This is a genomic window from Dolichospermum sp. UHCC 0259 (assembly GCF_009711935.1).
In the GTDB taxonomy this organism is placed as follows: domain Bacteria; phylum Cyanobacteriota; class Cyanobacteriia; order Cyanobacteriales; family Nostocaceae; genus Dolichospermum.
This window is the reverse complement of the sequence record NZ_VIKX01000122.1, coordinates 1-24,181: the sequence shown is the minus strand read 5'-3', so window position 1 is coordinate 24,181 and position 24,181 is coordinate 1. Positions and strand designations below refer to the sequence as shown.

General features: G+C 36.0%; 20 protein-coding genes. 13 read left to right on the top strand and 7 right to left on the bottom strand.

Annotated features, from left to right (window positions below):
- Window positions 1–2: 2 nt before the first annotated feature.
- The 8 genes from FJR05_RS09815 to fetB all read left to right on the top strand — a co-directional run bounded on the left by FJR05_RS09815 (window position 3) and on the right by fetB (window position 12,831).
- Window positions 3–1,031 (top strand): TauD/TfdA family dioxygenase, encoded by a 1,029-nt coding sequence (locus FJR05_RS09815; RefSeq protein WP_168643929.1) that lies wholly within the window; start codon window positions 3–5, stop codon window positions 1,029–1,031.
- Window positions 1,032–1,044: 13 nt separating this feature from the next.
- Complete coding sequence (locus FJR05_RS09810) at window positions 1,045–4,269, top strand: non-ribosomal peptide synthetase (RefSeq protein WP_168643928.1); 3,225 nt, start codon at window positions 1,045–1,047, stop codon at window positions 4,267–4,269.
- A 13-nt stretch (window positions 4,270–4,282) separates the two neighbouring features.
- Complete coding sequence (locus FJR05_RS09805) at window positions 4,283–8,788, top strand: non-ribosomal peptide synthetase (RefSeq protein WP_168643927.1); 4,506 nt, start codon at window positions 4,283–4,285, stop codon at window positions 8,786–8,788.
- 27 nt (window positions 8,789–8,815) lie between these two features.
- Window positions 8,816–10,240 carry an aspartate aminotransferase family protein gene (locus tag FJR05_RS09800; protein WP_168643926.1) on the top strand — a complete coding sequence of 475 codons (1,425 nt, stop codon included), beginning with the start codon at window positions 8,816–8,818 and terminating at the stop codon, window positions 10,238–10,240.
- 50 nt (window positions 10,241–10,290) lie between these two features.
- Window positions 10,291–11,052 carry a class I SAM-dependent methyltransferase gene (locus FJR05_RS09795; protein ID WP_168643925.1) on the top strand — a complete coding sequence of 254 codons (762 nt, stop codon included), beginning with the start codon at window positions 10,291–10,293 and terminating at the stop codon, window positions 11,050–11,052.
- A gap of 17 nt (window positions 11,053–11,069) precedes the next feature.
- A complete protein-coding gene (locus FJR05_RS09790; RefSeq protein WP_168643924.1) occupies window positions 11,070–11,294 on the top strand; it encodes an MbtH family protein in 225 nt (74 codons plus the stop codon).
- Window positions 11,295–11,374: 80 nt separating this feature from the next.
- Window positions 11,375–12,034, top strand: coding sequence for an ATP-binding cassette domain-containing protein (locus tag FJR05_RS09785; RefSeq protein WP_168643923.1), 660 nt, complete (start codon window positions 11,375–11,377; stop codon window positions 12,032–12,034).
- Complete coding sequence (gene fetB / locus FJR05_RS09780) at window positions 12,034–12,831, top strand: iron export ABC transporter permease subunit FetB (protein WP_168643922.1); 798 nt, start codon at window positions 12,034–12,036, stop codon at window positions 12,829–12,831. The genes FJR05_RS09785 and fetB overlap by 1 nt, the downstream gene beginning before the upstream one ends.
- 431 nt (window positions 12,832–13,262) lie before the next feature.
- Here fetB and FJR05_RS09775 read toward each other — a convergent pair whose 3' ends face one another.
- Both FJR05_RS09775 and FJR05_RS09770 read right to left on the bottom strand, forming a co-directional pair.
- Window positions 13,263–15,380 carry an acylase gene (locus FJR05_RS09775; RefSeq protein ID WP_168643935.1) on the bottom strand — a complete coding sequence of 706 codons (2,118 nt, stop codon included), beginning with the start codon at window positions 15,378–15,380 and terminating at the stop codon, window positions 13,263–13,265.
- A gap of 666 nt (window positions 15,381–16,046) precedes the next feature.
- Window positions 16,047–17,273, bottom strand: coding sequence for a lipopolysaccharide assembly protein LapB (locus FJR05_RS09770; RefSeq protein ID WP_168643921.1), 1,227 nt, complete (start codon window positions 17,271–17,273; stop codon window positions 16,047–16,049).
- Window positions 17,274–17,490: 217 nt separating this feature from the next.
- Between FJR05_RS09770 and FJR05_RS09765 the strand changes: the two genes are divergently transcribed.
- Window positions 17,491–18,270 carry a phosphate ABC transporter ATP-binding protein gene (locus tag FJR05_RS09765; RefSeq protein ID WP_168643920.1) on the top strand — a complete coding sequence of 260 codons (780 nt, stop codon included), beginning with the start codon at window positions 17,491–17,493 and terminating at the stop codon, window positions 18,268–18,270.
- Complete coding sequence (locus tag FJR05_RS09760; RefSeq protein ID WP_168643919.1) at window positions 18,248–18,409, top strand: hypothetical protein; 162 nt, start codon at window positions 18,248–18,250, stop codon at window positions 18,407–18,409. Before FJR05_RS09765 ends, FJR05_RS09760 begins: the two co-directional genes overlap by 23 nt.
- Window positions 18,410–18,445: 36 nt before the next feature.
- Here the strand turns inward: FJR05_RS09760 and FJR05_RS09755 are convergent, their stop codons facing one another.
- From FJR05_RS09755 to FJR05_RS09735, 5 genes are all read right to left on the bottom strand, one after another.
- The gene (locus FJR05_RS09755; protein ID WP_168643918.1) at window positions 18,446–18,994 is read right to left on the bottom strand and encodes an NUDIX hydrolase; all 549 of its coding nucleotides are present in this window, start codon (window positions 18,992–18,994) and stop codon (window positions 18,446–18,448) included.
- Between the two features lie 98 nt (window positions 18,995–19,092).
- Entirely contained in the window at window positions 19,093–19,581 is a 489-nt protein-coding gene (folK, locus tag FJR05_RS09750) for a 2-amino-4-hydroxy-6-hydroxymethyldihydropteridine diphosphokinase (protein ID WP_168643917.1), read from the bottom strand.
- 82 nt (window positions 19,582–19,663) lie between these two features.
- Window positions 19,664–20,530, bottom strand: a complete 867-nt coding sequence (locus tag FJR05_RS09745) for a Uma2 family endonuclease (RefSeq protein ID WP_168643916.1) — start codon at window positions 20,528–20,530, stop codon at window positions 19,664–19,666.
- A gap of 65 nt (window positions 20,531–20,595) precedes the next feature.
- The gene (locus FJR05_RS09740; protein ID WP_168643915.1) at window positions 20,596–21,009 is read right to left on the bottom strand and encodes a tetratricopeptide repeat protein; all 414 of its coding nucleotides are present in this window, start codon (window positions 21,007–21,009) and stop codon (window positions 20,596–20,598) included.
- A gap of 6 nt (window positions 21,010–21,015) precedes the next feature.
- Window positions 21,016–22,776 carry an Hsp70 family protein gene (locus tag FJR05_RS09735; RefSeq protein ID WP_168643914.1) on the bottom strand — a complete coding sequence of 587 codons (1,761 nt, stop codon included), beginning with the start codon at window positions 22,774–22,776 and terminating at the stop codon, window positions 21,016–21,018.
- A 34-nt stretch (window positions 22,777–22,810) separates the two neighbouring features.
- On the opposite strand from FJR05_RS09735, the gene FJR05_RS09730 reads away from it, so the two are divergent.
- The 3 genes from FJR05_RS09730 to FJR05_RS09720 all read left to right on the top strand — a co-directional run bounded on the left by FJR05_RS09730 (window position 22,811) and on the right by FJR05_RS09720 (window position 24,165).
- Window positions 22,811–22,978 (top strand): hypothetical protein, encoded by a 168-nt coding sequence (locus tag FJR05_RS09730; RefSeq protein WP_168643913.1) that lies wholly within the window; start codon window positions 22,811–22,813, stop codon window positions 22,976–22,978.
- Window positions 22,979–23,081: 103 nt separating this feature from the next.
- Window positions 23,082–23,234: a hypothetical protein gene (locus FJR05_RS09725; protein ID WP_217385563.1), complete on the top strand. Its 153-nt coding sequence runs from the start codon at window positions 23,082–23,084 to the stop codon at window positions 23,232–23,234.
- Window positions 23,235–23,550: 316 nt separating this feature from the next.
- On the top strand, window positions 23,551–24,165 hold the full coding sequence (locus tag FJR05_RS09720; protein ID WP_168643911.1) for a pentapeptide repeat-containing protein: 615 nt from the start codon (window positions 23,551–23,553) through the stop codon (window positions 24,163–24,165).
- Window positions 24,166–24,181: the final 16 nt, after the last annotated feature.

The window sequence follows — 24,181 nt, the reverse complement described above, 5'->3', positions numbered from 1 at the left end:
ATATGAAGAAATTAGAAATCAACAATCTCAGAAGAAAAACTGTCAACTTACAAACACAAGCATTAATTACAAAGGAAACTTTTAACCATAGTGGAAGTCTACCTTTAGTGATTAAACCCATAGTTGATCACATTGATTTACCAGATTGGTTAATTTTCAATCAGGATTTTATTCATAAACAACTACTCAAATATGGTGCTATCCTTTTTCGAGGATTCAATATTGATACACCAGCTATATTTGAAAAATTTGGTTTAGCTATTTGTCAAGAACTGTTTCACGAAAATGGTGAACATCCCCGCGAAACAGTCAGCGGAAAAGTTTACACCCCAGTATTTTATCCGGCTGATAGAAAACTGTTATGGCATAACGAAAACTCTTTTAATCATCAATTTCCCTTAAAAATTATCTTTGGTTGTCTTCAACCAGCACAACAGGGAGGAGAAACACCAATTGTTGATAGTCGTCAAATTTTTCAATTAATAGATTCCAAAATCCGTGATATATTTATTGAGAAACAAGTGATGTATGTTCGCAATTATGGTGATGGATTAGGGTTAAATTGGCAAACAGTATTTCAAACCCAAAATCAGGCAGAAGTTGAAAAAAAATTCTCCCAAAATGCCATCAAATTTGCATGGAAATCAGAAAATCGTTTGCGGACTCTTTCTATTTGTCCGGCTGTAATTAAACATCCTCAAACCGGAGAATTATCTTGGTTTAATCAAGCTCAACATTGGCATCCTGCTTGTTTAGATCCGATAACTAAAGAAACACTATTTGCATCTTTTAAACCAGAAGATTTACCCAGAAATTGTTACTACGGTGATGGTACTCCCATTGAAGATTCAATAATGGAAGAAATTTGTGGTGTTTATCAGCAATTAGAAGTAGCTTTTCCTTGGGAAAAAGGAGATGTTTTACTACTAGATAATATTTTAGCAGCGCACGCTAGAAATGCCTTTACTGGTGAAAGAAAATTATTAGTAGCAATGGGCGAAATGACAAATTATACACGAATTAGATATTAAGGATAGTTAAAAAATGCTCAGTCAAATTCAAGGATTTCAACTTTCACCACAGCAACAACATTTGTGGAAATTACAGCAAGACAGTTCTGTTTATCGGGCTTTAGGTGCAGTTATCATTGAAGGAAATTTACAAATTGATGTATTTAAACAAGCCCTACAAAAAGTTGTAGACAGAAATGAAATACTCCGTACTTACTTTTATAGTCTCCAAGGAATTAAAATTCCTAGTCAGGTGATAGATAGTAGCAATGCTTTCTTATTTACAGAGGATGAATTCCGAAATAATCACAATTTAGAGCAAGTAATAGACGAGTTATTAATTGAAGCAAAAAATCAGCATTGGGACTTAGAATTAGGCTACTTATTTTCTACCAAATTAATCAAAACTGACAATAATCAATATATTTTATTCCTGAGTTTACCGTCATTATGTGCCGATACCAAGACTTTAAATAATTTAGTCGCAGAAATAAGTAGTTGCTATACTGCCATTTTAGAAGGTGATGATCTTGTAGATGAACCTTTACAATATGCTGATATTGCAGCATGGTTTAATGAGTTATTAGCAGCAGAAGAAACAAATTTAGGAAGAAAGTATTGGCAAAAAATAGATATTTCTATAAATAGAAATTGCCAAATTATTCATGAAAAGCACCCAGATGAAACAGCGAAATTTCAACCGCAATTAATCAACTTACCAATTGATCAAGAATTAGCTATACAAATAAAAGAAATTGCTAATATTTATCAAACTTCAACGTCTGTATTCTTATTAACTTGTTGGTTAATTCTCCTATGGCGTTTAACTGGTAATTCTGATTTAATTATTGGTACTTACTTTGATGGACGCAATTATGATGAATTAAAATCTAGCTTAGGTTTGTTTGCTAAATATTTACCTGTAGCTTGTCATCTAGAAGATGAAAAACGCTTTTATAGTGTATTAAATCTAGTTAAAGAAATTACTAGCGAAATGTCAGATTACCAGGAAAGTTTTACTTGGGAAACTGCTGTGAATAACCAGAGTCAAGTAATTGAAAAACCATTCTTCCCGTTTTGTTTTGAGTTTATAGAAACACCAGAAAAATATATATCTGGGGAAATATCACTGTCACTGTATCAACAATATGTTTATTTAGAACCCTTTGAAGTTAAACTTGCTGGTTTTGGTGGATTTAATGAACAGCTAAAAGTTGAATTTCACTATGATAGTAGCTTATTTACAAAAGCTAATATAGAAAATATTGCTGATCAATTTGCCACTTTATTAGCGAGTGTAGTTGAAAATCCTCAACTAAATATTTCCCGTCTCAATCTTCTTTCAGAATCACAAAAACAGCAGCTTTTAATTAATTTTAATCATACCAAAACACCAGAATTGCCATACAAGTGTATTCATGATTGGTTTACAGTTCAATGTCAGCAGACACCAGATAATATTGCAATTGTTTATGAAAATCAAAAACTCACCTATCAAGAATTAAATAACAGTGCTAATCAACTAGCGTATTATTTACAAAGTTTAGGAGTAGGGACAGAAACCCTCATCGGAATATGTATAGAACGTTCTCCTTTAATGGTGATTGCTGTTTTGGGCATTCTCAAAGCTGGTGCAGCTTATGTACCCATTGATCCCAATTATCCCCCAGAAAGAAAAGCGTTTATTTTGGCAGATACACAAATACTATTATTGCTAACTCAAGCCAGTTTAGCAGCAGATTTACAGACAAATAATATTACAACTATTTGTTTAGATAATGATTGGTCTATCATCAACAAACAACCCCAAAACAACCCAATTCATAACACAAATAGTCATAACCTTGCTTATGTAATTTATACTTCTGGTTCTACTGGTAAACCCAAGGGAACGTTAATTTCTCATTTGGGTTTAGTTAATTATTTGCATTGGTGTACAAAGGCATATAAAGTTGAGCAAGGTTCAGGAACTTTGGTACATTCTTCTTTAGGATTTGACTTAACTATTACCAGTTTATTTTCTCCTTTGGTGGTAGGTAGTCAAGTGGAATTATTACCAGAAAATCAAAGCATAGAAAATCTAGCGCAAACTCTCATTCAAAGAAATAATTTAAGCTTAGTCAAAATCACTCCTGCTCATTTAGAATTACTCAGTCAACAATTATCAAGTCAAGAAGTAGCAAATCGGACTAATGCTTTCATTATTGGTGGTGAAAATCTAACCACACAACATATTAATTTTTGGCGAAAATTTGCCCCAGAAACAATTTTAATTAATGAATATAGACCAACAGAAACCGTTGTTGGCTGCTGCATTTATCAAATATCACAACAAGATAGTTATTTAGGTTCTATTCCTATTGGTTATCCCATTGCTAATACCGAACTTTATGTTTTAGATCAATATTTACAACCAGTACCAAAAGGGGTAATAGGTGAATTATATATTGGTGGTGCGGGACTAGCGCGGGGTTATCTCAAGCAACCAGAATTAACAGCCCAAAAGTTTATTCCCCATCCTTTTAGTAATGAAATGGGAGCGCGTTTATATAAAACTGGTGATCAAGTACGTTTCCGAATTGATGGGAATTTAGAATTTTTGGGACGCTTGGATGATCAAGTTAAATTGAGAGGTTTTCGCATCGAATTAGGAGAAATTGAATCTTTACTTTCCTCACATCCCACTGTTCAAGATGTAGTGGTAATGGTAAGAGAAGATGTAGCAGGAGATCAACGTTTAGTTGCTTATTTGGTTGTTAAACCAGAGTCTTCTTTATCTATTTCTAATTTGCGGAGTTTCTTGCAAGAAAAACTTCCAGAATACATGATACCTACAGCTTTTATACCTTTAGAAACCTTACCTTTAACAAGCAATGGCAAAGTAAATAAAAAGATACTTCCTGCACCAGATCAGCTAAATGCAGAGGTGAAAGAATCTTTTATTGCTCCCCGTAATTCTCTTGAAGAACAGTTAGCCAATATCTGGGCAGAAGTGCTGAAAATAGAAAAAGTAGGTATATACAATAACTTTTTTAGCTTAGGTGGACATTCTTTGCTAGTGACACAGTTGATATCAAAAATGCGTGATGATATTGGTGTGGAATTAGTGATACAGGATGTTTTTAATTATCCCAATGTAGCTAATTTAGCCGTGATTGTCACCGAAAAATTAGCCCAAGATATAGATGAAGACATTTTAGCGCGATCGCTTGCAGAATTAGAAGAATTATCTAACGCAGATATCCAATTAATTAACTAAGGTTAAAAATTATATGAGTAACCTACTACAAAAAATTGCAGAACTTCCTCCCGAAAAACGTCAACTACTGCTGCAAAAACTTAATCAACAAAAAGGAAAAACTGCACCTGCTAAAATTGAACCTCAAAGTCGAGATACTCAGACATTTCCTTTATCTTTTGCCCAACAACGGCTATGGTTCTTTAGTCAATTAGAACCAGAAAGCAGTGCTTATAATATTCCTGCTGCTATCCAATTAGCAGGAAGGCTGAATGTATTAGCCTTAGAAAATAGCATTAATCAAATAGTGCATCGTCATCACATATTACGCACTAACTTTCAAGTTATAAATAGTGAACCAGTCCAGGTAATTCGGGCAGAAACAAACCTACAAATACCAATAATTGTCTTAGAAAATATTTCTGAAAACATAAGAGAAATAGAAGCTATCCGTTTAGCCAAACTCGAAGCAGAAAAACCCTTTGATCTAGAAAAAGATTTACTTCTGCGGGTTAGTTTATTACGTCTTAGTGAAACAAATCATGTCATATTATTCACCATGCACCACATCATTTCTGATGGTTGGTCTACAGGAATACTTATCCGGGAATTAACAAGTTTTTATAAAGCTTTTGATAGTAACCAAAAATGCAATTTACCTGAATTACCTATTCAATATGTAGATTTTGCAGTTTGGCAACGTCAATATTTACAAAGAGACATTTTACAAACTCAATTAAATTATTGGAAACAACAGTTAAGTGGTAATTTACTCATATTAGAATTACCAACAGATCGTCCACGTCCAGCAATTCAAACTGATAGAGGTACAAGCCAATCTTTTACCCTTTCTCTATCCTTAACAGCAGCATTAAAACACCTTTCCCAGCAGGAAGAAGTTACTTTATTTATGATCTTACTTGCAGCATTTAAAGTATTATTATATCGCTATACTCAACAGGAAGATATTTTAGTAGGTACTCCTATTGCTAATCGTAACCGTTCGGAAATAGAAGGATTAATTGGATTTTTTGTTAATACTCTAGTTCTCAGAAGTAACTTAGAAGGAAATCCTACTTTTCACCAACTTTTAACCCAAGTCAAAAAAACAACCTTAGCAGCTTATAATCATCAGGATTTACCATTTGAACAATTAGTAGAAGAACTACAACCGGAAAGAAATTTAAGTCATAGTTCTCTATTTCAGGTCATGTTTATTCTGCAAAATGCACCCACAGAAGTTTTACATTTACCAGATTTAACCATCAAACCTTTACAAGTAGAAAGAAAAACTGCCAATTTTGATTTAACTCTCTCAATGGTAGAAACAGACATAGGATTAAGAGGTTCATTAGAATATAATACTGATTTATTTGATGATGACAGAATTACCCGAATGTTGGCACATTTCCAAACATTATTAGCGGGGATTGTGCTTTATCCTCAACAAAATATTTCTGAATTACCTCTATTAACAACATCAGAACAGCAGCAAATTTTCATGGCAGGAAATACTGATCAAATTTCTATTCCTCAACAGTGTATTCATCAATTATTTGAAGCACAAGTAATTAAAAATTCTGACGCAGTAGCAGCAGTTTTTGAAGAAAAACAACTAACTTATCAAGAACTTAACCAACGTGCTAACCAACTAGCAAACTACTTACAAAAGCAAGGAGTTAAACCAGAGGTTTTAGTAGGAATTTGTTTAGAACGTTCTTTAGAATTAGTTGTAGCAGTGCTGGGAATTCTCAAAGCAGGTGGAGCATATTTACCAATTGATCCGGCATATCCTCAAGAGCGGTTAACATATATGTTAACAGATGCTCAAGTATCAATTATTCTCACTCAAAAACAACTATTAGCAGTTTTACCAGATGAGAATAGACAAACTATTTGTATTGATTCTGAATGGCAAAAAATTACTAAAGAATCCCTAGAAAATCCTCTAAATCAAGTCAATATAAATCATCTTGCTTATGTGATTTATACCTCTGGTTCTACAGGTAAATCCAAAGGAGTAATGATTGAACATCGCAATTTAATAAATACTTATTTTGCTTGGGAAGAAGCTTATAAATTAACAGCCATTACCGCACATTTACAAATGGCTAGTTTTTCTTTTGATGTTTTCTCAGGTGACTTAGTTCGCGCTCTTTGTTCTGGTGCTAAATTAGTAATTTCTCCTCGTGAACTACTACTAGAACCCGAAAAACTTTATCAACTGATGCTGCGGGAAAAAGTAGACTGTGCAGAATTTGTTCCGGGAGTATTAAGAAACTTAATTCAATATTTAGAACAAACTCAAAAACGTCTTGATTTTCTAAAATTACTAATTTGTGGTTCTGATAGTTGGTATATTCAAGAATATGATAAATTCCGTCAATATTGCGGTGATAAAATTAGATTAATTAATTCTTTTGGCTTAACAGAAGCAACTATTGACAGTACCTATTTTGAAACAGATACAACTAATTTATCTCAATTATCTAAAGATCAATTAGTACCGATAGGAAAACCTTTTGCTAATACCCAAATTTATATTTTAGACCAATATTTACAACTTTTACCTGTAGGTATTCCCGGTGAAATCTATATTGGTGGCGCTGGTTTAGCACGGGGTTATTTACATAAACCAGAATTAACAGCTAGTAAATTTATACCGAATGGTTTTTGTGAAGAAACAGGAAGTTTTTTATATAAAACAGGTGATTTAGGACGCTGGCTTCAAGATGGAAATATTGAATTGATTGGTAGAACTGATAACCAAGTTAAATTAAGAGGTTTCCGAATTGAATTGGGTGAAATTGAAGCCATACTTAGTAAACACTCTATGGTAAAAGAATCCGTTGTGATAGTGAGAGAAGATCACCCAAAACAACAAAAATTAGTTGCTTATATTGTGCCAGAATTGGGAGATTTTAATCATATCAATTCCACCACATTCCAAGAATTTTTAAAACAGCAGTTACCCAACTACATGATACCTTCTGCTTTTGTGATTCTGAAATCTTTTCCCCTGACACCTAACGGTAAAATTGATCGTCGTGCTTTACCTAAGCCTGAATATCAAGAACTACAAACAGCTTTTATTGCACCTCAGACTCAGACAGAATTAACATTAGCGCAAATTTGGTCTGAAATTCTGAAAGTGGAAAAAGTGGGGATTAATGATAATTTCTTTGAACTAGGAGGAAATTCTTTATTAACAACTAAATTAATGCTCAAAATTCGGTCAACTTTGCAAATAGATTTTCCTTTGCGGCTTCTATTTGAATCAGCCACTATTGCGAATTTGGCAGTTTATTTAGATAAAATTATCAAATCCGAATCTATTGATCCATTAATTCCAGAAAATCTAATAGATTGGGATCAGGAAACTATTTTAGACCCGCAAATTTACCCAGTAAATACTTATCAAAAATCTGCAAAACAACCTCAAGCTATATTTTTAACAGGTGCTACTGGGTTTTTAGGTGCTTTTTTACTGTGGGAACTTTTACAACAAACTCAAGCTAATATTTACTGTTTAGTTAGAGCTAGAGATATAGTAGCAGGTAAAAAGAAAATACAGGAAATCCTAGATTCTTATTTAATTGGAAATGAGAGTTTTTATCAGAGAATTATTCCTGTAATTGGAGATTTATCTCAACCATATTTAGGACTTAATAAAAGTGAGTTTCAAGATTTAGCTAACCAACTTGATGTCATTTATCATAATGGTGCTTGGGTAAATCATATTTATCCCTATTCGGTTTTAAAATCTGCTAATGTTTTAGGCACACAAGAAATATTAAGATTAGCTTGTTTAGGAAAAACAAAACCAGTTCATTTTGTTTCTACTACGAGTATTTTTTCTCAATCAAGTATTTCTGGTGTTCAGGTAATCACTGAAGCAGATAACAGTGATACTCATCCTGTAAATACTAATGGCTATGTACAAACTAAATGGGTAAGTGAAAAACTATTAGCAACTGCTAGAAATAGAGGTATTCCTATTAATATTTATAGAATAGGTCGTGTTTCTGGACATAGCCAAACGGGAGTTTTTAATATTAATGACTTGCTATATAAATTAATCATTGGCTGTATTCAACTTGGTACTGTCCCTAATCGGGATATTCAGGAAGATATTATGCCTGTTGATTATGTCAGTAAAGCCATAGTTTATCTATCAACACAGGAGAAATCTTTGGATAAAGCCTTTCATTTATTCAACAATCAAGTTGTGCATACAGATAATTTATTGAGGGTAATTCACTCCTCTGGTTATCAAGTGAAACAAGTTCCATATCAAGATTGGCGATCGCAATTAATTAATACTGTTGGAGACTTGCCAGAACATCCTTTGTATCCACTTGTACCATTTTTCTCAGCTAAAACTTCCTACGGTAAATCTGAGCAATCAGGTACTTTACAGTTTGACTCTCAAAATGTAATTACTGGACTTGCTGATTCTTCTATTATCTGTCCAGATATTGATGATAAGTTACTAGCTACTTACATTTCTTATTTAGCTAATCAGGGATTTATCAACTAACAATAAAAACACCAAAAAATCAAAATCATGCAAACACAAGAATTGAAAAAACAACAACAGTCTGATCAACTTAGTCTCAATAATCATCAACAGCAATATCTCAATGATTTTATTACTCGCTATAACCAGAAAACACCAAAATCTAAACAACAATCTCAAACATATCGTCATGTTTTAGCTGATGTTCGTGGTTCATCAGGCTTTCGTTCTCCTATTAAAGAAATTGTTTATCCTATCGTGGGTAAATATGCTTCTGGTGCGCGAATGTGGGATATTGATGGCAATGAATATGTAGATTTAATGATGGGTTTTGGTGTCAATTTATTTGGCTATAATCCTGAATTTATCAAAGAAGCCATTAGCGAAAGATTAGATCAAGGTATTCATATTGGACCACAATCAGATTTAGCTGGTGAAGTTGCAGAATTATTTTCTCAACTTACAGGAATGGAGCGAGTAACATTTAGTAATACTGGAACAGAAGCAGTAATAACAGCCTTACGACTAGCGCGAGCGACAACAGGGCGTTATAAAATAGCTATGTTTTCTGGCTCTTATCATGGTCATTCTGATGCTACTTTAGTTAAAGCAAAAATTCAGGATGAAATTACAAAAATAGTACCAATGTTTCCTGGGGTATCAACCAGTATTTTGGCAGATGTATTAGTTTTAAACTATGGTGATCCTCAATCTTTAGAAATCATTAAACAGCATCAACAAGAATTAGCTGCTGTCATTGTTGAACCTGTACAAAATAGTCGTCCAGATATTCAACCAAAAGAGTTTTTACATCAGTTGAGAAAACTAACTGAAGATGCAGGAATAGCATTAATTTTCGATGAAATGCTGACTGGTTTTCGTTTACATCCAGGTGGAGCGCAAGCATGGTTTGGTGTACAAGCTGATATTGCCACCTATGGAAAAATTGTAGGTGGTGGAATGCCCATTGGTGTAATTGCTGGTAAAGCTAAATATATGGATAGAATTGATGGGGGAATGTGGAATTTTGGAGATGATTCTTCACCACAAATACCAACAACTTTTTTTGCTGGTACTTATTGTAAACATCCTTTATCTATGGTAGCAGCTAGGGCAGTTTTACAATATCTGAAAATACAAGGTTCGGCTCTGCAAGAAAAATTAAATCAACGCTCTTCTGAGTTTATTCAAGAAATTAATTCCTATTTCCAAGAGGATGGTGTACCAATTAAAATGGCTAACTGTGGCTCAATTTTTAATGCTATTCCTTTTGGTAATTCTGCTAATACTACTAAATCAGTAATATCAGAAAATAAGGATTTGATTTACTATCATCTTATTTATAAAGGAGTGTTTCTTCGTCCTGGTGGTGGGTTATTATCCACTGCACACACTGATGAAGATTTAGATTTTGTCATTCAGGCAATTAAAGAAAGTGTAAAAGAATTAAGAGGTGGCGGCTTTTTACCATAAATTGATTATTCTGCCAATAATTAAGTTGATAATAAGTAGGAGATGCTTTCATGATCACAGTGGAAATTGATTCAAAATATGATTCTTGGGCAAAAATTTACAATCAATATTGGGGGTTAGAATATTGCCAACACAATTTACCTCCTTTTGAAAAGCTACTAAAGCAATATAATATTTTACCCAGAGCAAAACTTCTTGATTTATGTTGCGGTACTGGACAAATCGCTCAAAATTTAATTGAGCAAGATTATCAAGTGACGGGTCTTGATATTTCTGAAGCCATGTTGAAATATGCTCATAAAAATGCCCCTGATGCTACTTTTATTATTGATGATGCCAGGTCTTTTAATTTACCATCTAGTTTCGATGCGGTGATTTCTCCTAGTGGTAGCCTTAACCATATTATGAATATTGAAGAACTCAAGGAGGTTTTTATAAGGGTGTATGATTCACTGTTGGATAATGGTGTTTTTCTGTTTGGCTTAAATTTGGAAGATGGTTATAAATCTTGGAATGGTTCTCTCACAGATGGAGATGTACAAGATAATTATGCTTGGGCTTGTTGTGATAGCTATAATGCAGAGGAGAAAATAGCACAATTTAAAATCACTATCTTTGAGTTAGTAGAAAATATCTGGCAGCGTTTAGATATTATTAATTCGGTAAAGCCTTATGCTCAAACAGAAATTATCAATACGCTAAAAACCGTCGGTTTTACAAATATCAATATTTATGATCGGCAGGGAAATTTAGCTGATGATCAATGTAATCAGTTTGCTATTTTTGCTGGTTCTAAGTTTGTCAATAAATAGAAAATTTGGAGTTACTAATGAGTAGAGAAAATAGAGAAGACACCACAATTTATAAAGTTGTAGTTAACCATGAAGAACAATATTCTATCTGGCCTGCTGATAGAGAAAATGCTTTGGGATGGAAGGATGCAGGTAAAACTGGTTTGAAATCAGAATGTCTAGAATATATTAAGGAAGTGTGGACTGATATGCGACCTTTGAGTTTAAGAAAGCAAATGGAGGAAACTGCTAATAAGAGTTAATAACGCAAACAATCTTTGTAGTTTGATAGAGAGGTTAATTGTTTCCTCTCTACAATTTTCTTTTTTTATTAAAACTAATTATGGGAATAGCTACTTCTATTTTATCTGCCCAAAAAGTAGGTAGAAAAATTAATAATCAGTGGATTTGGTGTAATTTGAGTTTTGAAATATTACCTGGAGAACAAGTTGCTGTAGTCGGTGCTTCTGGTTCTGGGAAGAGTTTGTTATTAAGAGCGATCGCTCATCTTGATTCTATTCAATCAGGACAAATATTATTTCAAGGAAAATCTATTGATTCTCAATATATACCCCGCTATCGTTCTCAGGTAATCTATCTTCATCAACGTCCTGCACTTTGGGAAGGAACTGTAGAAGATAACCTCAAACAAGTTTATCGTTTAACAATCCATCGTGATCAAGTTTATAACCAACAATTAATTATTGACTATTTACAACTTTTACATAAATCTCTTGATTTTCTAGACCGTCCTGTGAGTGCAATTTCTGGAGGAGAAGCGCAAATTGTGGCTTTTCTACGTGCTTTACAACTTTCACCCCTAATCTTATTACTCGATGAACCTACTGCTTCATTAGATGCAGAAACAGCCCATTCTTTAGAAGCTTTGGTAACAGCTTGGCAAAAACAAAATCCCCAAAGAGCATATCTTTGGACAAGTCATGATCCCACTCAATTAGAACGTATTACTAATCGTACAATTCAAATAAAAATTCAAAAATAATGACTAAAAGTTATATTGCTATTAGTTACGCTCAACTAGGATTATCAGCTTTATTTATTATCATTAATATAGCTCTTTCATGGATTTTAAATTTAGGATTAGGAAAAAACTTATTAATTGCTTCTCTACGAATGGTAGTGCAATTATTCATGGTTGGATATATACTACAATGGGTATTCACTTTACAGAATCCAGTATTAATAATCTGTGTAGCTTTTGCTATGACAATTATGGCGGTGATATCGAGTGCTAATCGGACTCGTCGGCGGTTTAATGGTATTTACTGGAATAATTTTATTTCTTTATTATGTGGTTCATTTTTAGTTACAGGTTTTACCGTTAGCGGCATTATTCAAGTAGAACCTTGGTATGATCCTCAGTATTTAATTCCTTTATTAGGCATGATTTTAGGTAATTCTTTAACAGGAACTTCTCTAAGTTTAGAACGCTTTACAGAAGATTTAATTATTCGTAAAGAACAAATAGAAGCACTGTTAACTTTGGGTGCAACTCGTTGGGAAGCTGCTCATCAAACCATCAGAGAAGCCTTGAGAGTTGGGATGATTCCTACTATTAATTCGATGATGGTAATGGGATTAGTAAGTTTACCAGGAATGATGACAGGTCAGATTTTAGCCGGTGCAAGTCCATCTGATGCCATTCGTTATCAAATTGTTATTATTTTTGCCCAAGCATCAGGAACAGCTATCTCGACAATGGGGGTTGTATTATTGGCATTTTTGGCTTTATTTAATCAAAAACATCAGATGAAAGATGCTTTATTCAAACAAGTATAGATAAAATTTTGTTTGTCTACATCAGAAATAATTATTATCCTCAAGACGGCTTAATTACAAAAGAAGGGAACAGGGAATAGGGAACAGATAAGAAACTAAAGTTGGTGAGTTTAAAGCTCAGTCAAAAAAAAGATGTTTTTTAAGATGCGTAGCAGGAAAAAACAGTGTCATTATTTCAATCTCATGTTTTTAAACATGAGTTTTTCCTGTTCCCTGTTGCCCGTTCCCTGTTCCCTCTGAATTGATTTTATGGGTAGGGGCTTAGCACTGCTAAACCCCTACAAATCTGGGTTTTCGTGATTTTACAAAAGTCCATGTCTCAACCGTTTTTAGTATATCCTCAATGAAAAATAAACCATTAATTGGTAAATTCATAAATCCAAAATCTGATGACTTCTGTAAGAGTTTAGCATTGCTAAACCTTTACAGAATTAAAATACTTTTCTTCCTTCTAAATGAGCATTAATTTCCGGTTTTGTTCGCCACACAGGACGCAACTTTTTTTCAGCAAATAATGGCAATTGATCACTAATATGAGATGAACCTGGTTGAGTTGCGTTTCCATAACTATTTAGTGCCATTGCGCGGACTGGTTGAGAAAATTCCACTGCTGCGACAAAAGAATCACCACCCACAGCTTGAAAACGTCCCTCCGCTGGGGCAAAATTAACAACTCGAAATGTTCCTAAATATCCCTCAGCACCATTAGCTGGTAAGTCTAAATTACCAACTCTCAGACGAAAAACTTCTCCCCAACTAACATCTAAACTACCGTAGGTTTTTTTTATTTCCTGTGCAACTTTTTCTAATAGTTTTACAGCCGCTTTTGGGTTAGCTAAACCATTGGGAGTTGTGCGTGGTTGGGTTTCATTCCAAGGTTGACTGAAGGCTGTATCAAAATCTAGTTTATCTGCCCAAGCTGCAAATAAAACCGCACCTTTACTATTAGCATTTGCTTGTCTATCCCATTTTTTTAGAACCTCAGCCGCTTGTTTTGCTAATTCATTTCCTTGTTGTGCAACCGGAATTAAATCATCAAGAATTCTGTCTGCTAATTCCATTCGCGTGGAATGTTTGTAGGTAATCATTTCCTCAAAGGAAATACTTTCATCCTCAGCTAACATCCTAGCAGAACTCTGAGCGCGAAAATCCATTGGACCACGTGGTGCTATATAAGCTGGATAATTATCTGCTTTAATAGCAGTGGGAAAAGTAGTTGTCCAAGGTGCATCATTAGCATTTTGTAACCAACCACTGGGCGGATCAATTACTTTTGGTAAATCTTGATAAGGGTGAAATTTAGTCCACAATGTTTTGGATGTGTCCCCAGGAATTATGCTTTGCCAATATTTAAAATCTCCCTCTTTCCGTACGGGAACTAAACCGTTGAACAGGTGCATAATATGTCCTTCTTTGTCGGCATAAATGATGGTAAACATAGGTAGTTGCAACCGTTGTACTACTTTTTGAAATACAGAAAGATTTTTCGCAGTTGCCATATCCCACCACTGTTCTAATATGCCAGCACTATCTTGACCAACTACTCTTAGTGCTACGGCTTTACCATTTTTTTCGCTAATTACGGGACCGTGAATAGAGTTTTTAACTATTAATAATTGCTCTTGGAAAGAGCCATTTTTTTGTTTGACTTTTAGTAAAGATGTTGTTGTTTGAAAAGGGAGAACTTTGTTATCGAAAAGATAACCATCTTTTTGCAATTTTAGTTCGTAGGCATCCCAACCATCATGGGTGTTAACAGTATGAGTCCAACCTAAATTATCATTGAAGGCGATCGCTAATACGGGAATACCTACTAATGTTGACCCGTAAGCATCAATTCCTGGTGCAGTAATTTGGGCTTCGTACCATAAAAATAAATTTCCCCAAGGGGTATGGGGATTTGCTAATAACATTGCTTTACCATCAGCAGAACGTTTTGGTGCGATCGCCCAACCATTAGAACCAGGCGCATACTCTGTATCATTAATATCTGCCACACTGTCCGAATTAACAACAAACGTAAATAACAGTACCCTTTGCAGGTGACTGAGTACATCCTGCGGTGTAACAGGTAGCACCATTTTTACTTGCTTGTCAATTAAATCAGGATGTTCTTTAGCATAAGCATTAATCCCAGCCGCAAAGGCATCTAGATTACTGCGAAACCCAGAACTTTGCGATTTATACCAAGAACTAGCACGTTTGGGTACACCCATTGTCAGTACCCACTTATCTGACTCTAAATACTTCTCTCCCCAATATTCAGCCGCCCTTCCTCGTGCTTGTCCATAAAGACGTAAAAGTAAATTGGCATGACTTTGCATTTGCGCCCAACCAAATGCTTTAAAAGCACTCTGATGGCTATTACCGTATATATGTGGGATGCCGTAAGTATCCCAAAGAATTTCTGTGGATTTGGGAACTGCACTAAAACTTTGACTACTCACCACCAAAGTAAAGATGATGCCAAGTAAAAAAGGTAAGAATCTTCGTGATTTTTGTTGCCAGTTTAGAAAATAATCAAATTTAGTTTTTGCAGCAATAAACATTGTATTCATTTATAAGATATAACAGCTTTTCTAAGTGGTTTTTCTTTAGTGGCTTTGGGGTTATTGCTAATAATGATCTAGTTAAGCAGGAGAAGATTGCTAAATGGTACTAGTAGTCTGTTAAATTTATTTTGACGGGTAATGATAGGAAAAAACTTCTGTTTTCCCTCCCCTACTCCCCCTACCCCTCTTCTCCCCCTACTTGCCTTTACCCGTCAATTAGTTCTTGACAGACTACTAGTACCCCCAAAATATATATTTGATAAAAATTAACCCAGTCGAAATTATCTTTCTGGTTTATGATACACGCTATGCGGTAGCAACGCTCACCTAAATACAAAGCTTCTGAAAAAGTCCAAATTGATTAATATGAGAAAATCCTAGACAAAACAATCTGAGTTATGTCCGCAATTTCCCAGATTTCCCACCTTTTCAAGCAACGGGAGACATTCACCTGTAGCAATCATCATCAATAAATCCCCTTTTTCTCAGACATAAATATAGAAATTATGTCCTAACTCTTAGATAAAACCACTTGATTTTCTTAAATTAATTCGTGAAAATACAAACAAGTCTAACATCTTGTAGGCTCTCTTGGTGACAACTTAACCTTATCCAATATCTAGAGTCCGCTTGCGCGGACTTTTTTATTTATCGGGATATTTTCTACATTTTTACCTCAGTTTTTAACTTTTCAATTTGTTGAGTAAAATATGATTCTTGATATTTAAGTTGTTGGGCTATTGCTAATCCCTTCTGAAATGCTGTTAATGCTTGGGCATATTCTCGGCGTTCTATATATAAGTTGCCAATTTGGTCATAGGCTGACATTAAACCATAAAAATTGTTAGCTAATGTTTGTGTTTCTAGAAGAATTGCCCCAGTTTCTAAAGCGGCATCTACTTGTTTTTGGGAACGATAAAAAGCAATTAATTTCTCTAGTGCCTCTCCAGCCCTAGCGTATTGCTCTAATTGCCATGCGGTAGTATAAGCTGATTGATAATTATCGAAAGCCTGTTGTTTTAATGTGGGATTTTTTTGGGCTAGAGATTCATAATTTGCCCCTATGGCTAATTTTAAAGCGGGAATTTCACTGAGATTTTGTTCACGAGTATAAACTTGGACTAATTTATTCAATATATCTATTGCTGCTTGGGGTTGTTTTCCTCGCCCATAGATATAAGCTAACTGTTGTAAATATCTCAATTCATTAGTTTTATCACCCTGATTAATTGCCAAATTTAATAGTTTTTGGTAAGTATTGGCAGCTTGGTCATAATCAAACCAACTTAGATATAATTCTCCAATATTCCTTAAAGTCTCTATTTCTCCAACTGAATCTTGTTGTTGTTTAACTAAGATTAAAACCTGTTCATAAGCCAATATTCCCAATTTAGGAAGACGGATTTTTTGATAAGCTTGACCCAGGAGTTGCCATAATTGTAAATCCGTACTTTTTTGTTTTCCTATCTCTTTTTGAATTACTTGTAATCGCTGACTAATATATCGCACCTCGTCCCGTTCATTTTGATTCCAGGCTATTTCTCCCACCCGTGATAACGCTTCTATCTCAGCTAATGTACCTAAATAACGTCTTAATCGTAGTTCACGATTCCAAATCTCAAAGGCTTTCTTTCTATCTCCTCCTTGTAGTGTCACCTGTGCCTCTTGATTTAACCCATCTAAATCTGTCTTTAATTTTTGCAATTCTGTTAATGTTAATTGGCGTTTATCTGGTAAATTTGGTAATAGTGGATCAGGTAAAGTTACTTCTAGGGGATTGGGAGGAAACTTATCCATATCTTCAATTTTTTTTTCCTGAGCAAGTGTGCCAAAAATACACAAATGCCACACAATGATAGTGGTAATGATGAAAATAAAACGCTGTAGCATGATGAATTTACCTTTATTACACTAATTAAACGCAGCATTGCGGGTTATGAGATGACTTAATTTAGGTTATAAGCAAATATCAAGCTTTTCAAGTATTCTGATTCACTGACTTTTTATTTATTTATTTTTTCTTCTTTTTATTCTTCCTTCTTCCTGTTATTCTCTCTTCTCTATTCTTCCTGACTCCTGATTCCTGACTCCTGACTCCTTGACTAATATGAGTAAAATAATTCCGGCCATTAGTGTAAAAAACTTTAGTTTTTACTACAGCAAGCAAAAAATCCTGGAAAGTCTGTCAATGGATATTCCCCAAAATAAAATTATTGCTATTATGGGACCTAGTGGCTGTGGGAAGTCTACTTTTTTAAAGTCTCTCAACCGCATGAGCGATTTGGAGGGAGAAGTCCACACAGAAGGGAAAATAGAGTTTTTTGGGCAAAATATTTATGAGAGACGGATTAATCTTAATCGTCTCCGTCGTCAAATTAGTACAATTTATTCCAAACCTAATCTTTTTCCCATGAGTATCTATGATAACGTTGCTTACGGAATTAAATTAGTTGGTTGGCGACCAAAACCAGAATTAGATGAAGTTGTGGAGTTAGCTCTTAAATCTGCGGATATTTGGGAAGAGGTCAAAAACAAGCTTTATAAGCCGGCTTTAGAACTATCTTGTGGTCAACAACAACGACTTTGTATTGCTCGCGCTTTAGCTGTAAAGCCCCAAGTTATTCTCATGGATGAGCTTTGCTGTGGACTTGATCCCATCAGTACCACAAAAATTGAAGAACTCATTGAGTGTTTGCGTTCTGAGTTGACAATTATCTTTATCTCTCAAAACATCCAACAAGTCTCCCGTCTGGCTGATTTCACGGCTTTATTTCAATACAATGAGAATCATGTGGGACAATTACGAGAGTTTGCAACCACCAAAAAAGTCTTAGCTCAAGCTACAGATTATCGTACCCGCGATTATGCTGGTAGTTATTCCCGATAATTACAGTAGGAGTCAGGAATCAAGGAGTCAGGAGTCAGGAGTCAGGAGTCAGGAGTCAGGAGGAAGAATAAGAAAGAAGGAGTCAGGAGGAAGAATGAAGAAGGAGAAAGAGAATTATTCAATGACCAATGACCAATGACCAATGACCAATGACCAATGACCAATGACCAATGACCTATTTTAAAAATGAACGCAGCAGGAAAAAACTAGCAATGGATTTAGCATCCACAGATTCTCCTGCTAAAATGGCTTTTTCCAATTCTTCAGGAGTTAGTAATACTGTTTCGATATCTTCATCTTCGTCTTGTGCTGGTGGTGTTTCTAGCTTTTCTAAATCTCTAGCAATAAAAGCATAGATAATTTCATCAGAATAACCGGGAGCAAGGAAAAATTCTCCTAATTTATCCCACTGATGAGCATGATAGCCAGTTTCTTCGCAAATTTCCCGTTTGACTGTTTCTAAAGGATCTTCATTGGGTTCTACTGTTCCCGCCGGAAATTCTAATAATCTTCCCTGCACTGCAAACCGATATTGACGGACAAGTACCAGCTTACCGTCTGCGGTTATGGGTATAGCCAGAGCGCCACCAGGATGACGAATACATTCCCATTCTCCTTCAGCTTTGTTGGGTAAACGCAAGCGGTTAACTTCAAAGTTAAACTTGCGTCCTTTATAAAACAAGCGTTGCTTGAGCAACTGTGGTAATTCTCTACCTAATGGCATAGTAAACTCTACCGTCTGTGAATACAGAGAACGTATACGGGGGTTTTCTGTTGTTATCAGTTCTTTTTGGGTTGCAAAAATGGTAATTTTTTCACCCACTACAATAAATGTACATCATTTGTGTTGATCTCTAGTAGTAAATCTGGAATTAGTTTTTGAGATATAGGATCTATCCAATCTGGAGCAATTTCCGCCAGGGGGACTAAAACAAAGGCTCGTTCCGCCATGCGAGGATGGGGAATTTGCAGGTTTGGCTGCTGTAAAATCAAGTCATCATATAATAATAAGTCTAAATCTAAGGTACGTGGCCCCCAGTGTTCCTGACGCACACGCCCAAACTTTTGTTCAATGATGAGTAGTTGGGCTAATAAGGCTTGTGGTGAAATCTGCACTGATAATATCGCGCAACCATTTAAGTAGTCTGGTTGAGTTGGGCCTATGGCTTTGGTACGATACCAACGAGATTGGGCTTGTATGGTTATGCCTGATGTTTGGGCTAAGGTTTCTAAAGCTCCTGTTAAAATGGCTAGGGAGTTACCTATGTTACTACCAAGGGCGATCGCAGTCTTAGCCGCAGTTCGTACCATTCTATCAAACTCCTACATATCTGAGTTTATGGAAGATGGGGTGTGATGTTGACGATAAGTACAAAAATCACACCCCTACAGTTCAAATATCATCAGGATTGATACCTAATGATCTTAAATAAGCTGCTAATTTCTCCTTTTGTTGTCGTTCTTGTTCTGCCATTTCTTCTGCTTGTTGTCTTGCCTCTTCTGCTTGTTGTTGAGCGAAAGTTGCTTGTTGGGCAATTTCCTCTGCTTGTAAACGAGCTTGTTTTTCAACAATAGCTCTTTCATCACCAGTTAACAGCAAATTTCCCTCATCGTCCCACCAACGCACCCAAGGTAAACCATCATTTTCTATTAAACCTAATTCCACACCCATAGGATAAATTGGAAAATGATTACGCTCGTTTGGCTGCATTTTTTCATAATGCCCATCAACTAAGCGATAAACTTCTAGTAATGCTTTTCTCGCTTCAAAAATTGCATAAAAAGGAATCCGAATTGCTTGTTCATAAACCCAGAATTTACCCGCTTTTTCTGTTTCACTGGGACGAGTTGCGTCTCTTTCTTCTGAACCATTTCCCGACACAAACTCAATGGCAATTAGTGGAGAAATAAACTCTTTCCATAACACATAGGAACGACGATATTCTCCATTGAGAAATGGTGGTACATTAGGTACATAAAACCAATCAGGAGCTTCTGCACCTTTTTCCGGTGGTTCAGTTAAACGCCAATAAATACCGCTATCTTGACCGATACAATAGTTTCCATCGGGATGTAGTTTTTGCAATACTGGCTCAATGGAACTGGTTAAAACTATACTTTGTGGATGCTCCTGAAAATTTTTCACAAATGTGCCATCTGAATCTGGTAGTTGCGTATGATCTGGTAAGGTGAATTGATTGGCGTGAATGTTTTGATGTGAGGGAGTAGTGGGATTAATCACTGCTTGAGTGGTTTCCATATTAACTCCAGAATGTATATTGGTCTAATTTTAACAGTAGAGACAAAAAAGTTGAAGTGTCTGAATCAGATAATTAAATTTAGCTTGATCATTTCTAGACAATCACCAGCAACGGTATTTTTTGGGTCTAATTTGAGCGCTTGTTGCCAAGATGCGATCGCTTCTCTCCATTCTCCCTGCAATGCTGATAATTTACCCGCTAAGGCATGAAAGTCTGCATGACCATAATACAAAGCTAAAGCTTGATTGTTATGCGTTGCTGCTTCTGGATAATACCCTTTTAACAATAAATCCAGGGCTTGTCTGTGATACCAGATAGCTTGATCATGGAGATTGATCAAGTCAGATAAATCCGCTTTGCAACGTCTACAAGTTGGAGAGTGGGCAGGTAATGGAGAAATCTGTCCGTCAGTTTCTCCCCCTTGCGCCCCTGTTCCCTTTGTCGGACGATAAATTGCTCCACAAACAGGACATTTCATGATTTCTTACTCTGATTCATTGGAAATTGCGTAGTACAGAAAATCTGAAAGTTCCTCTTGTAACTGAGGTAATTCTGCACTCTTGTTTGCATTCGCATTTTCAATCTGGGCTAATAAGTCTTGTAATTCCTCTGCTTGTTCAGAATCTATGGTCAAAAATGCTTGTTGAGCGCGGTCTAAAAGTGCTGCTAATTCTGGATCTATTTCTACTGCTGAAATTGTCTCTTCTGTTGAGATTTCGATAGTTTCATCAACTTCAAACAAGGCATCTAAATCTGCCCTTGCTTGCTTCAATTCATGGCTAGAAAGTTTTTCAATCCCTGCATTATTGACTACTAGCGTTCCCTGTTGTCCTTTGCCTTTTTCAGTAGTGGTGACAGTAAGAATGCCATTGATATCAAAGTCAAAGTGAACCTCAACTTGAATACCTCCTGCGGGTTTGGGTGGTAAGTTCTCGACTCTAAAATCACCTAGAGGCACATTTTCTTGGGCGATCGCATTTTCTCCCTGAAAAACTTCAATTTCTACCACTTCTTGTTCATCGGACACGGTGTAATAAACCTCAGAGCGAGAAACGGGAACAACGCTGTTACGGGGAATAATCACACTGAAGTAACCGGGCATAATTCCCATTGGTGTAGACACAGCCGCAGCAATACCCAAGGAATGGGGAATCACATCTACAAGAATGGCATCTACAGATTCACCCACCAACACCCCAGCTTGTAAAGCTGCTCCCAACGCCACACAAAGGTCGGGTTGAATACCATCACTGGGAGTCTGTCCCAGATGTTCTGAAATCATTTCTTGGACTAGGGGAATGCGTGTCGAACCCCCAACTAAGATAATCCGGTCAATATCACCGGGTAATAGGTCTGCATCGGTGAGGGCGCGGTCAATTGCCTCTAGGGTTTCTGTCAATAGGGGGCGAATCAACTTTTCTAAATCTGCTCGCGGTACTTCTGTCTCTAGATGGAGTGCAGTTTTGCCTTTACTACCTAAAAAGGCTTCTCGAACTGTAGCAAAAGCATGGGAACTCAAATCAATTTTTAACTGCTCGGCTGCTCGTAAAAGACGCGCTTGGGTGACGGCATCATCTGGAACATCCACACTATGCTGTTTACGAAATAGATCCACTAAATAGAGTTGCAACAATCTATCAAAATCGTCTCCACCCAAACGATTATTACCATGAGTTGCTAGAACTTCTGTAACTTCGCCTGTAATTTCCACTACTGACACATCAAAAGTCCCACCACCTAAGTCATAAACCAAAACCCGTTCTGTCTCTTCGGAACGCAAATCATAAGCTAAAGCCGCTGCTGTGGGTTCATTGATAATTTGCAGTACCTCTAAACCAGCAATCTCTCCAGCGGTTTTGGTTGCTTGTCTTTGAGCATCTGTGAAGTAAGCGGGAACTGTAATTACTGCTTGGGTAATTGTTTCTCCTAAAGCATTTTCAGCCCGTTGTTTGAGGGCGCGGAGAATAATAGCGGAAACTTCATGAGGTAAGTATTCTTTATCCCCTAAAGTGGTTTTGTGGTCAGTTCCCATCCAGCGCTTAATTGATTTGACGGTGCGTTCAGGAGCAGCAGCATATTGACGCAGTGCTTCTCGTCCCACTAGCACTTTCCCCGTATCGCTAAATCCTACGCAGGAAGGTAAAATTAGGTCGCCATCTTCTCCTGGCAATACCCGCACCTGTCCGTTTTCGACAATTGCTACTTCAGAATTTGTTGTCCCTAAATCAATACCAACTGCTTTCATAGTTCTAAATTTAAAAGTTTTTGCCCCTGGTGCTATGCCTACGGTGAGCGAAGCTATGGCACAAGCTCATGCCGTATTTAATTACAAAATATCGTATTTTGGCAGCATGACAGCTTCACCATTAGAAATAAGATTACAAGATATTGACCAAATATGGTTGGTAATGCGATCGCGTACCCAGGAACAGCCTGCCAAAAGTTAAATTTTTGCTTGGACTGCTTTCTCTCAACGATTAGTTTCACCTTTTGCATCTTTGAGTAAGTCATGCCAATTATCTGGAGGATAACCAGAGTGATATTTCTGGTTTGGACAGTTTAATGCTTGGTTATACAGCGTTAGCTTGCGTTGCGGAGCAAATCGCCAAAGACTTCATCCAGATTCCTCGCACTCCCAAAATCATGCTATGGCGATCGCCTTATCTACGAGATGCTACCAATAACGCACCCAAACTTACATGAAAGATTTAGTTAGGATTTAGGTTTAATCTCAAATTCAAGTTTTGAACGATTTTTCCTACTGGATGTGTTTGAGGTATGTATAGTCAGAGTTATCTTATTCTATTTTATCTGAAAGCGATTCCTACAAAGCGCTGCGCGATCGCACTGTCCAAAATCACACAAACACTGATTTATTAGTTAACTCATGCTCTTCAAGCTGACTTAAAATATAAAACCCATGTATAAAAATCACAATAAACCTCTTTCAAAGTTGTAAGTTTGTTAGAATATCAAGGTAATTGGAAACAAACTATACCATTTAAAAGGATAAGACAGTATGGATGCTGCGAAACTTCTAGCACTTTACGAAGAAGGAGAAAGAGATTTTCAGGAATTAAACTTGGAAAATATTGATTTAAGAAATGCTGATTTGAGTGGTTCTGATTTTGGTGGTGCTAATTTTAGTGGTGTTAATTTTAGTCATGCAAATTTACGCGACACTAATTTAGCAGGTGTTAATTTTCATGGGTCAGATTTAAGTAATGCTAATTTGAGTTATGCAAACTTATGTTGTGCCAATGCAGAGCTTTCTCAGTATGACTGTGTATATACAGAAGATTGTATTTACAATTCACAATATGGTTATGCCGAAGAGTTAGAAGTTGCAATTTTAAGTGATGTCAATCTAAGTGATGCGGAATTAATTGAAACAAAATTATGTGGTGTAGACCTTAGTAATCTGAATCTTAGTGGTGCTGACCTGAGTGGTGCTGATTTAAGAACTGCTAACTTGAATGGTGCTAACTTGAATGGTGCTAACTTGAGTGATGCTAACTTGAGTGATGCTAACTTGAATGGTGCTAACTTGATTAATGCTGACTTAAGTAGTGTCAATCTTAGTGATAAAAATTTTGTAGTTTTTCACTCTCCCCCCACTTTCGAGAGTTTATAGGGTAGGTAGAAGTAGG

Bases quoted from the DNA above. Each gene is read 5' to 3' on its own strand.
- FJR05_RS09800 (WP_168643926.1), top strand. From the start codon at position 8,816: ATGCAAACACAAGAATTGAAAAAACAACAACAGTCTGATCAACTTAGT.
- FJR05_RS09745 (WP_168643916.1), bottom strand. From the start codon at position 20,530: ATGGAAACCACTCAAGCAGTGATTAATCCCACTACTCCCTCACATCAA.
- FJR05_RS09795 (WP_168643925.1), top strand. From the start codon at position 10,291: ATGATCACAGTGGAAATTGATTCAAAATATGATTCTTGGGCAAAAATT.
- FJR05_RS09790 (WP_168643924.1), top strand. From the start codon at position 11,070: ATGAGTAGAGAAAATAGAGAAGACACCACAATTTATAAAGTTGTAGTT.
- FJR05_RS09765 (WP_168643920.1), top strand. From the start codon at position 17,491: ATGAGTAAAATAATTCCGGCCATTAGTGTAAAAAACTTTAGTTTTTAC.
- fetB (WP_168643922.1), top strand. From the start codon at position 12,034: ATGACTAAAAGTTATATTGCTATTAGTTACGCTCAACTAGGATTATCA.
- FJR05_RS09755 (WP_168643918.1), bottom strand. From the start codon at position 18,994: ATGCCATTAGGTAGAGAATTACCACAGTTGCTCAAGCAACGCTTGTTT.
- FJR05_RS09735 (WP_168643914.1), bottom strand. From the start codon at position 22,776: ATGAAAGCAGTTGGTATTGATTTAGGGACAACAAATTCTGAAGTAGCA.
- FJR05_RS09730 (WP_168643913.1), top strand. From the start codon at position 22,811: ATGCCTACGGTGAGCGAAGCTATGGCACAAGCTCATGCCGTATTTAAT.
- FJR05_RS09785 (WP_168643923.1), top strand. From the start codon at position 11,375: ATGGGAATAGCTACTTCTATTTTATCTGCCCAAAAAGTAGGTAGAAAA.
- FJR05_RS09810 (WP_168643928.1), top strand. From the start codon at position 1,045: ATGCTCAGTCAAATTCAAGGATTTCAACTTTCACCACAGCAACAACAT.
- FJR05_RS09760 (WP_168643919.1), top strand. From the start codon at position 18,248: ATGCTGGTAGTTATTCCCGATAATTACAGTAGGAGTCAGGAATCAAGG.
- FJR05_RS09720 (WP_168643911.1), top strand. From the start codon at position 23,551: ATGGATGCTGCGAAACTTCTAGCACTTTACGAAGAAGGAGAAAGAGAT.
- FJR05_RS09770 (WP_168643921.1), bottom strand. From the start codon at position 17,273: ATGCTACAGCGTTTTATTTTCATCATTACCACTATCATTGTGTGGCAT.
- FJR05_RS09805 (WP_168643927.1), top strand. From the start codon at position 4,283: ATGAGTAACCTACTACAAAAAATTGCAGAACTTCCTCCCGAAAAACGT.
- FJR05_RS09740 (WP_168643915.1), bottom strand. From the start codon at position 21,009: ATGAAATGTCCTGTTTGTGGAGCAATTTATCGTCCGACAAAGGGAACA.
- FJR05_RS09815 (WP_168643929.1), top strand. From the start codon at position 3: ATGAAGAAATTAGAAATCAACAATCTCAGAAGAAAAACTGTCAACTTA.
- FJR05_RS09775 (WP_168643935.1), bottom strand. From the start codon at position 15,380: ATGTTTATTGCTGCAAAAACTAAATTTGATTATTTTCTAAACTGGCAA.
- folK (WP_168643917.1), bottom strand. From the start codon at position 19,581: ATGGTACGAACTGCGGCTAAGACTGCGATCGCCCTTGGTAGTAACATA.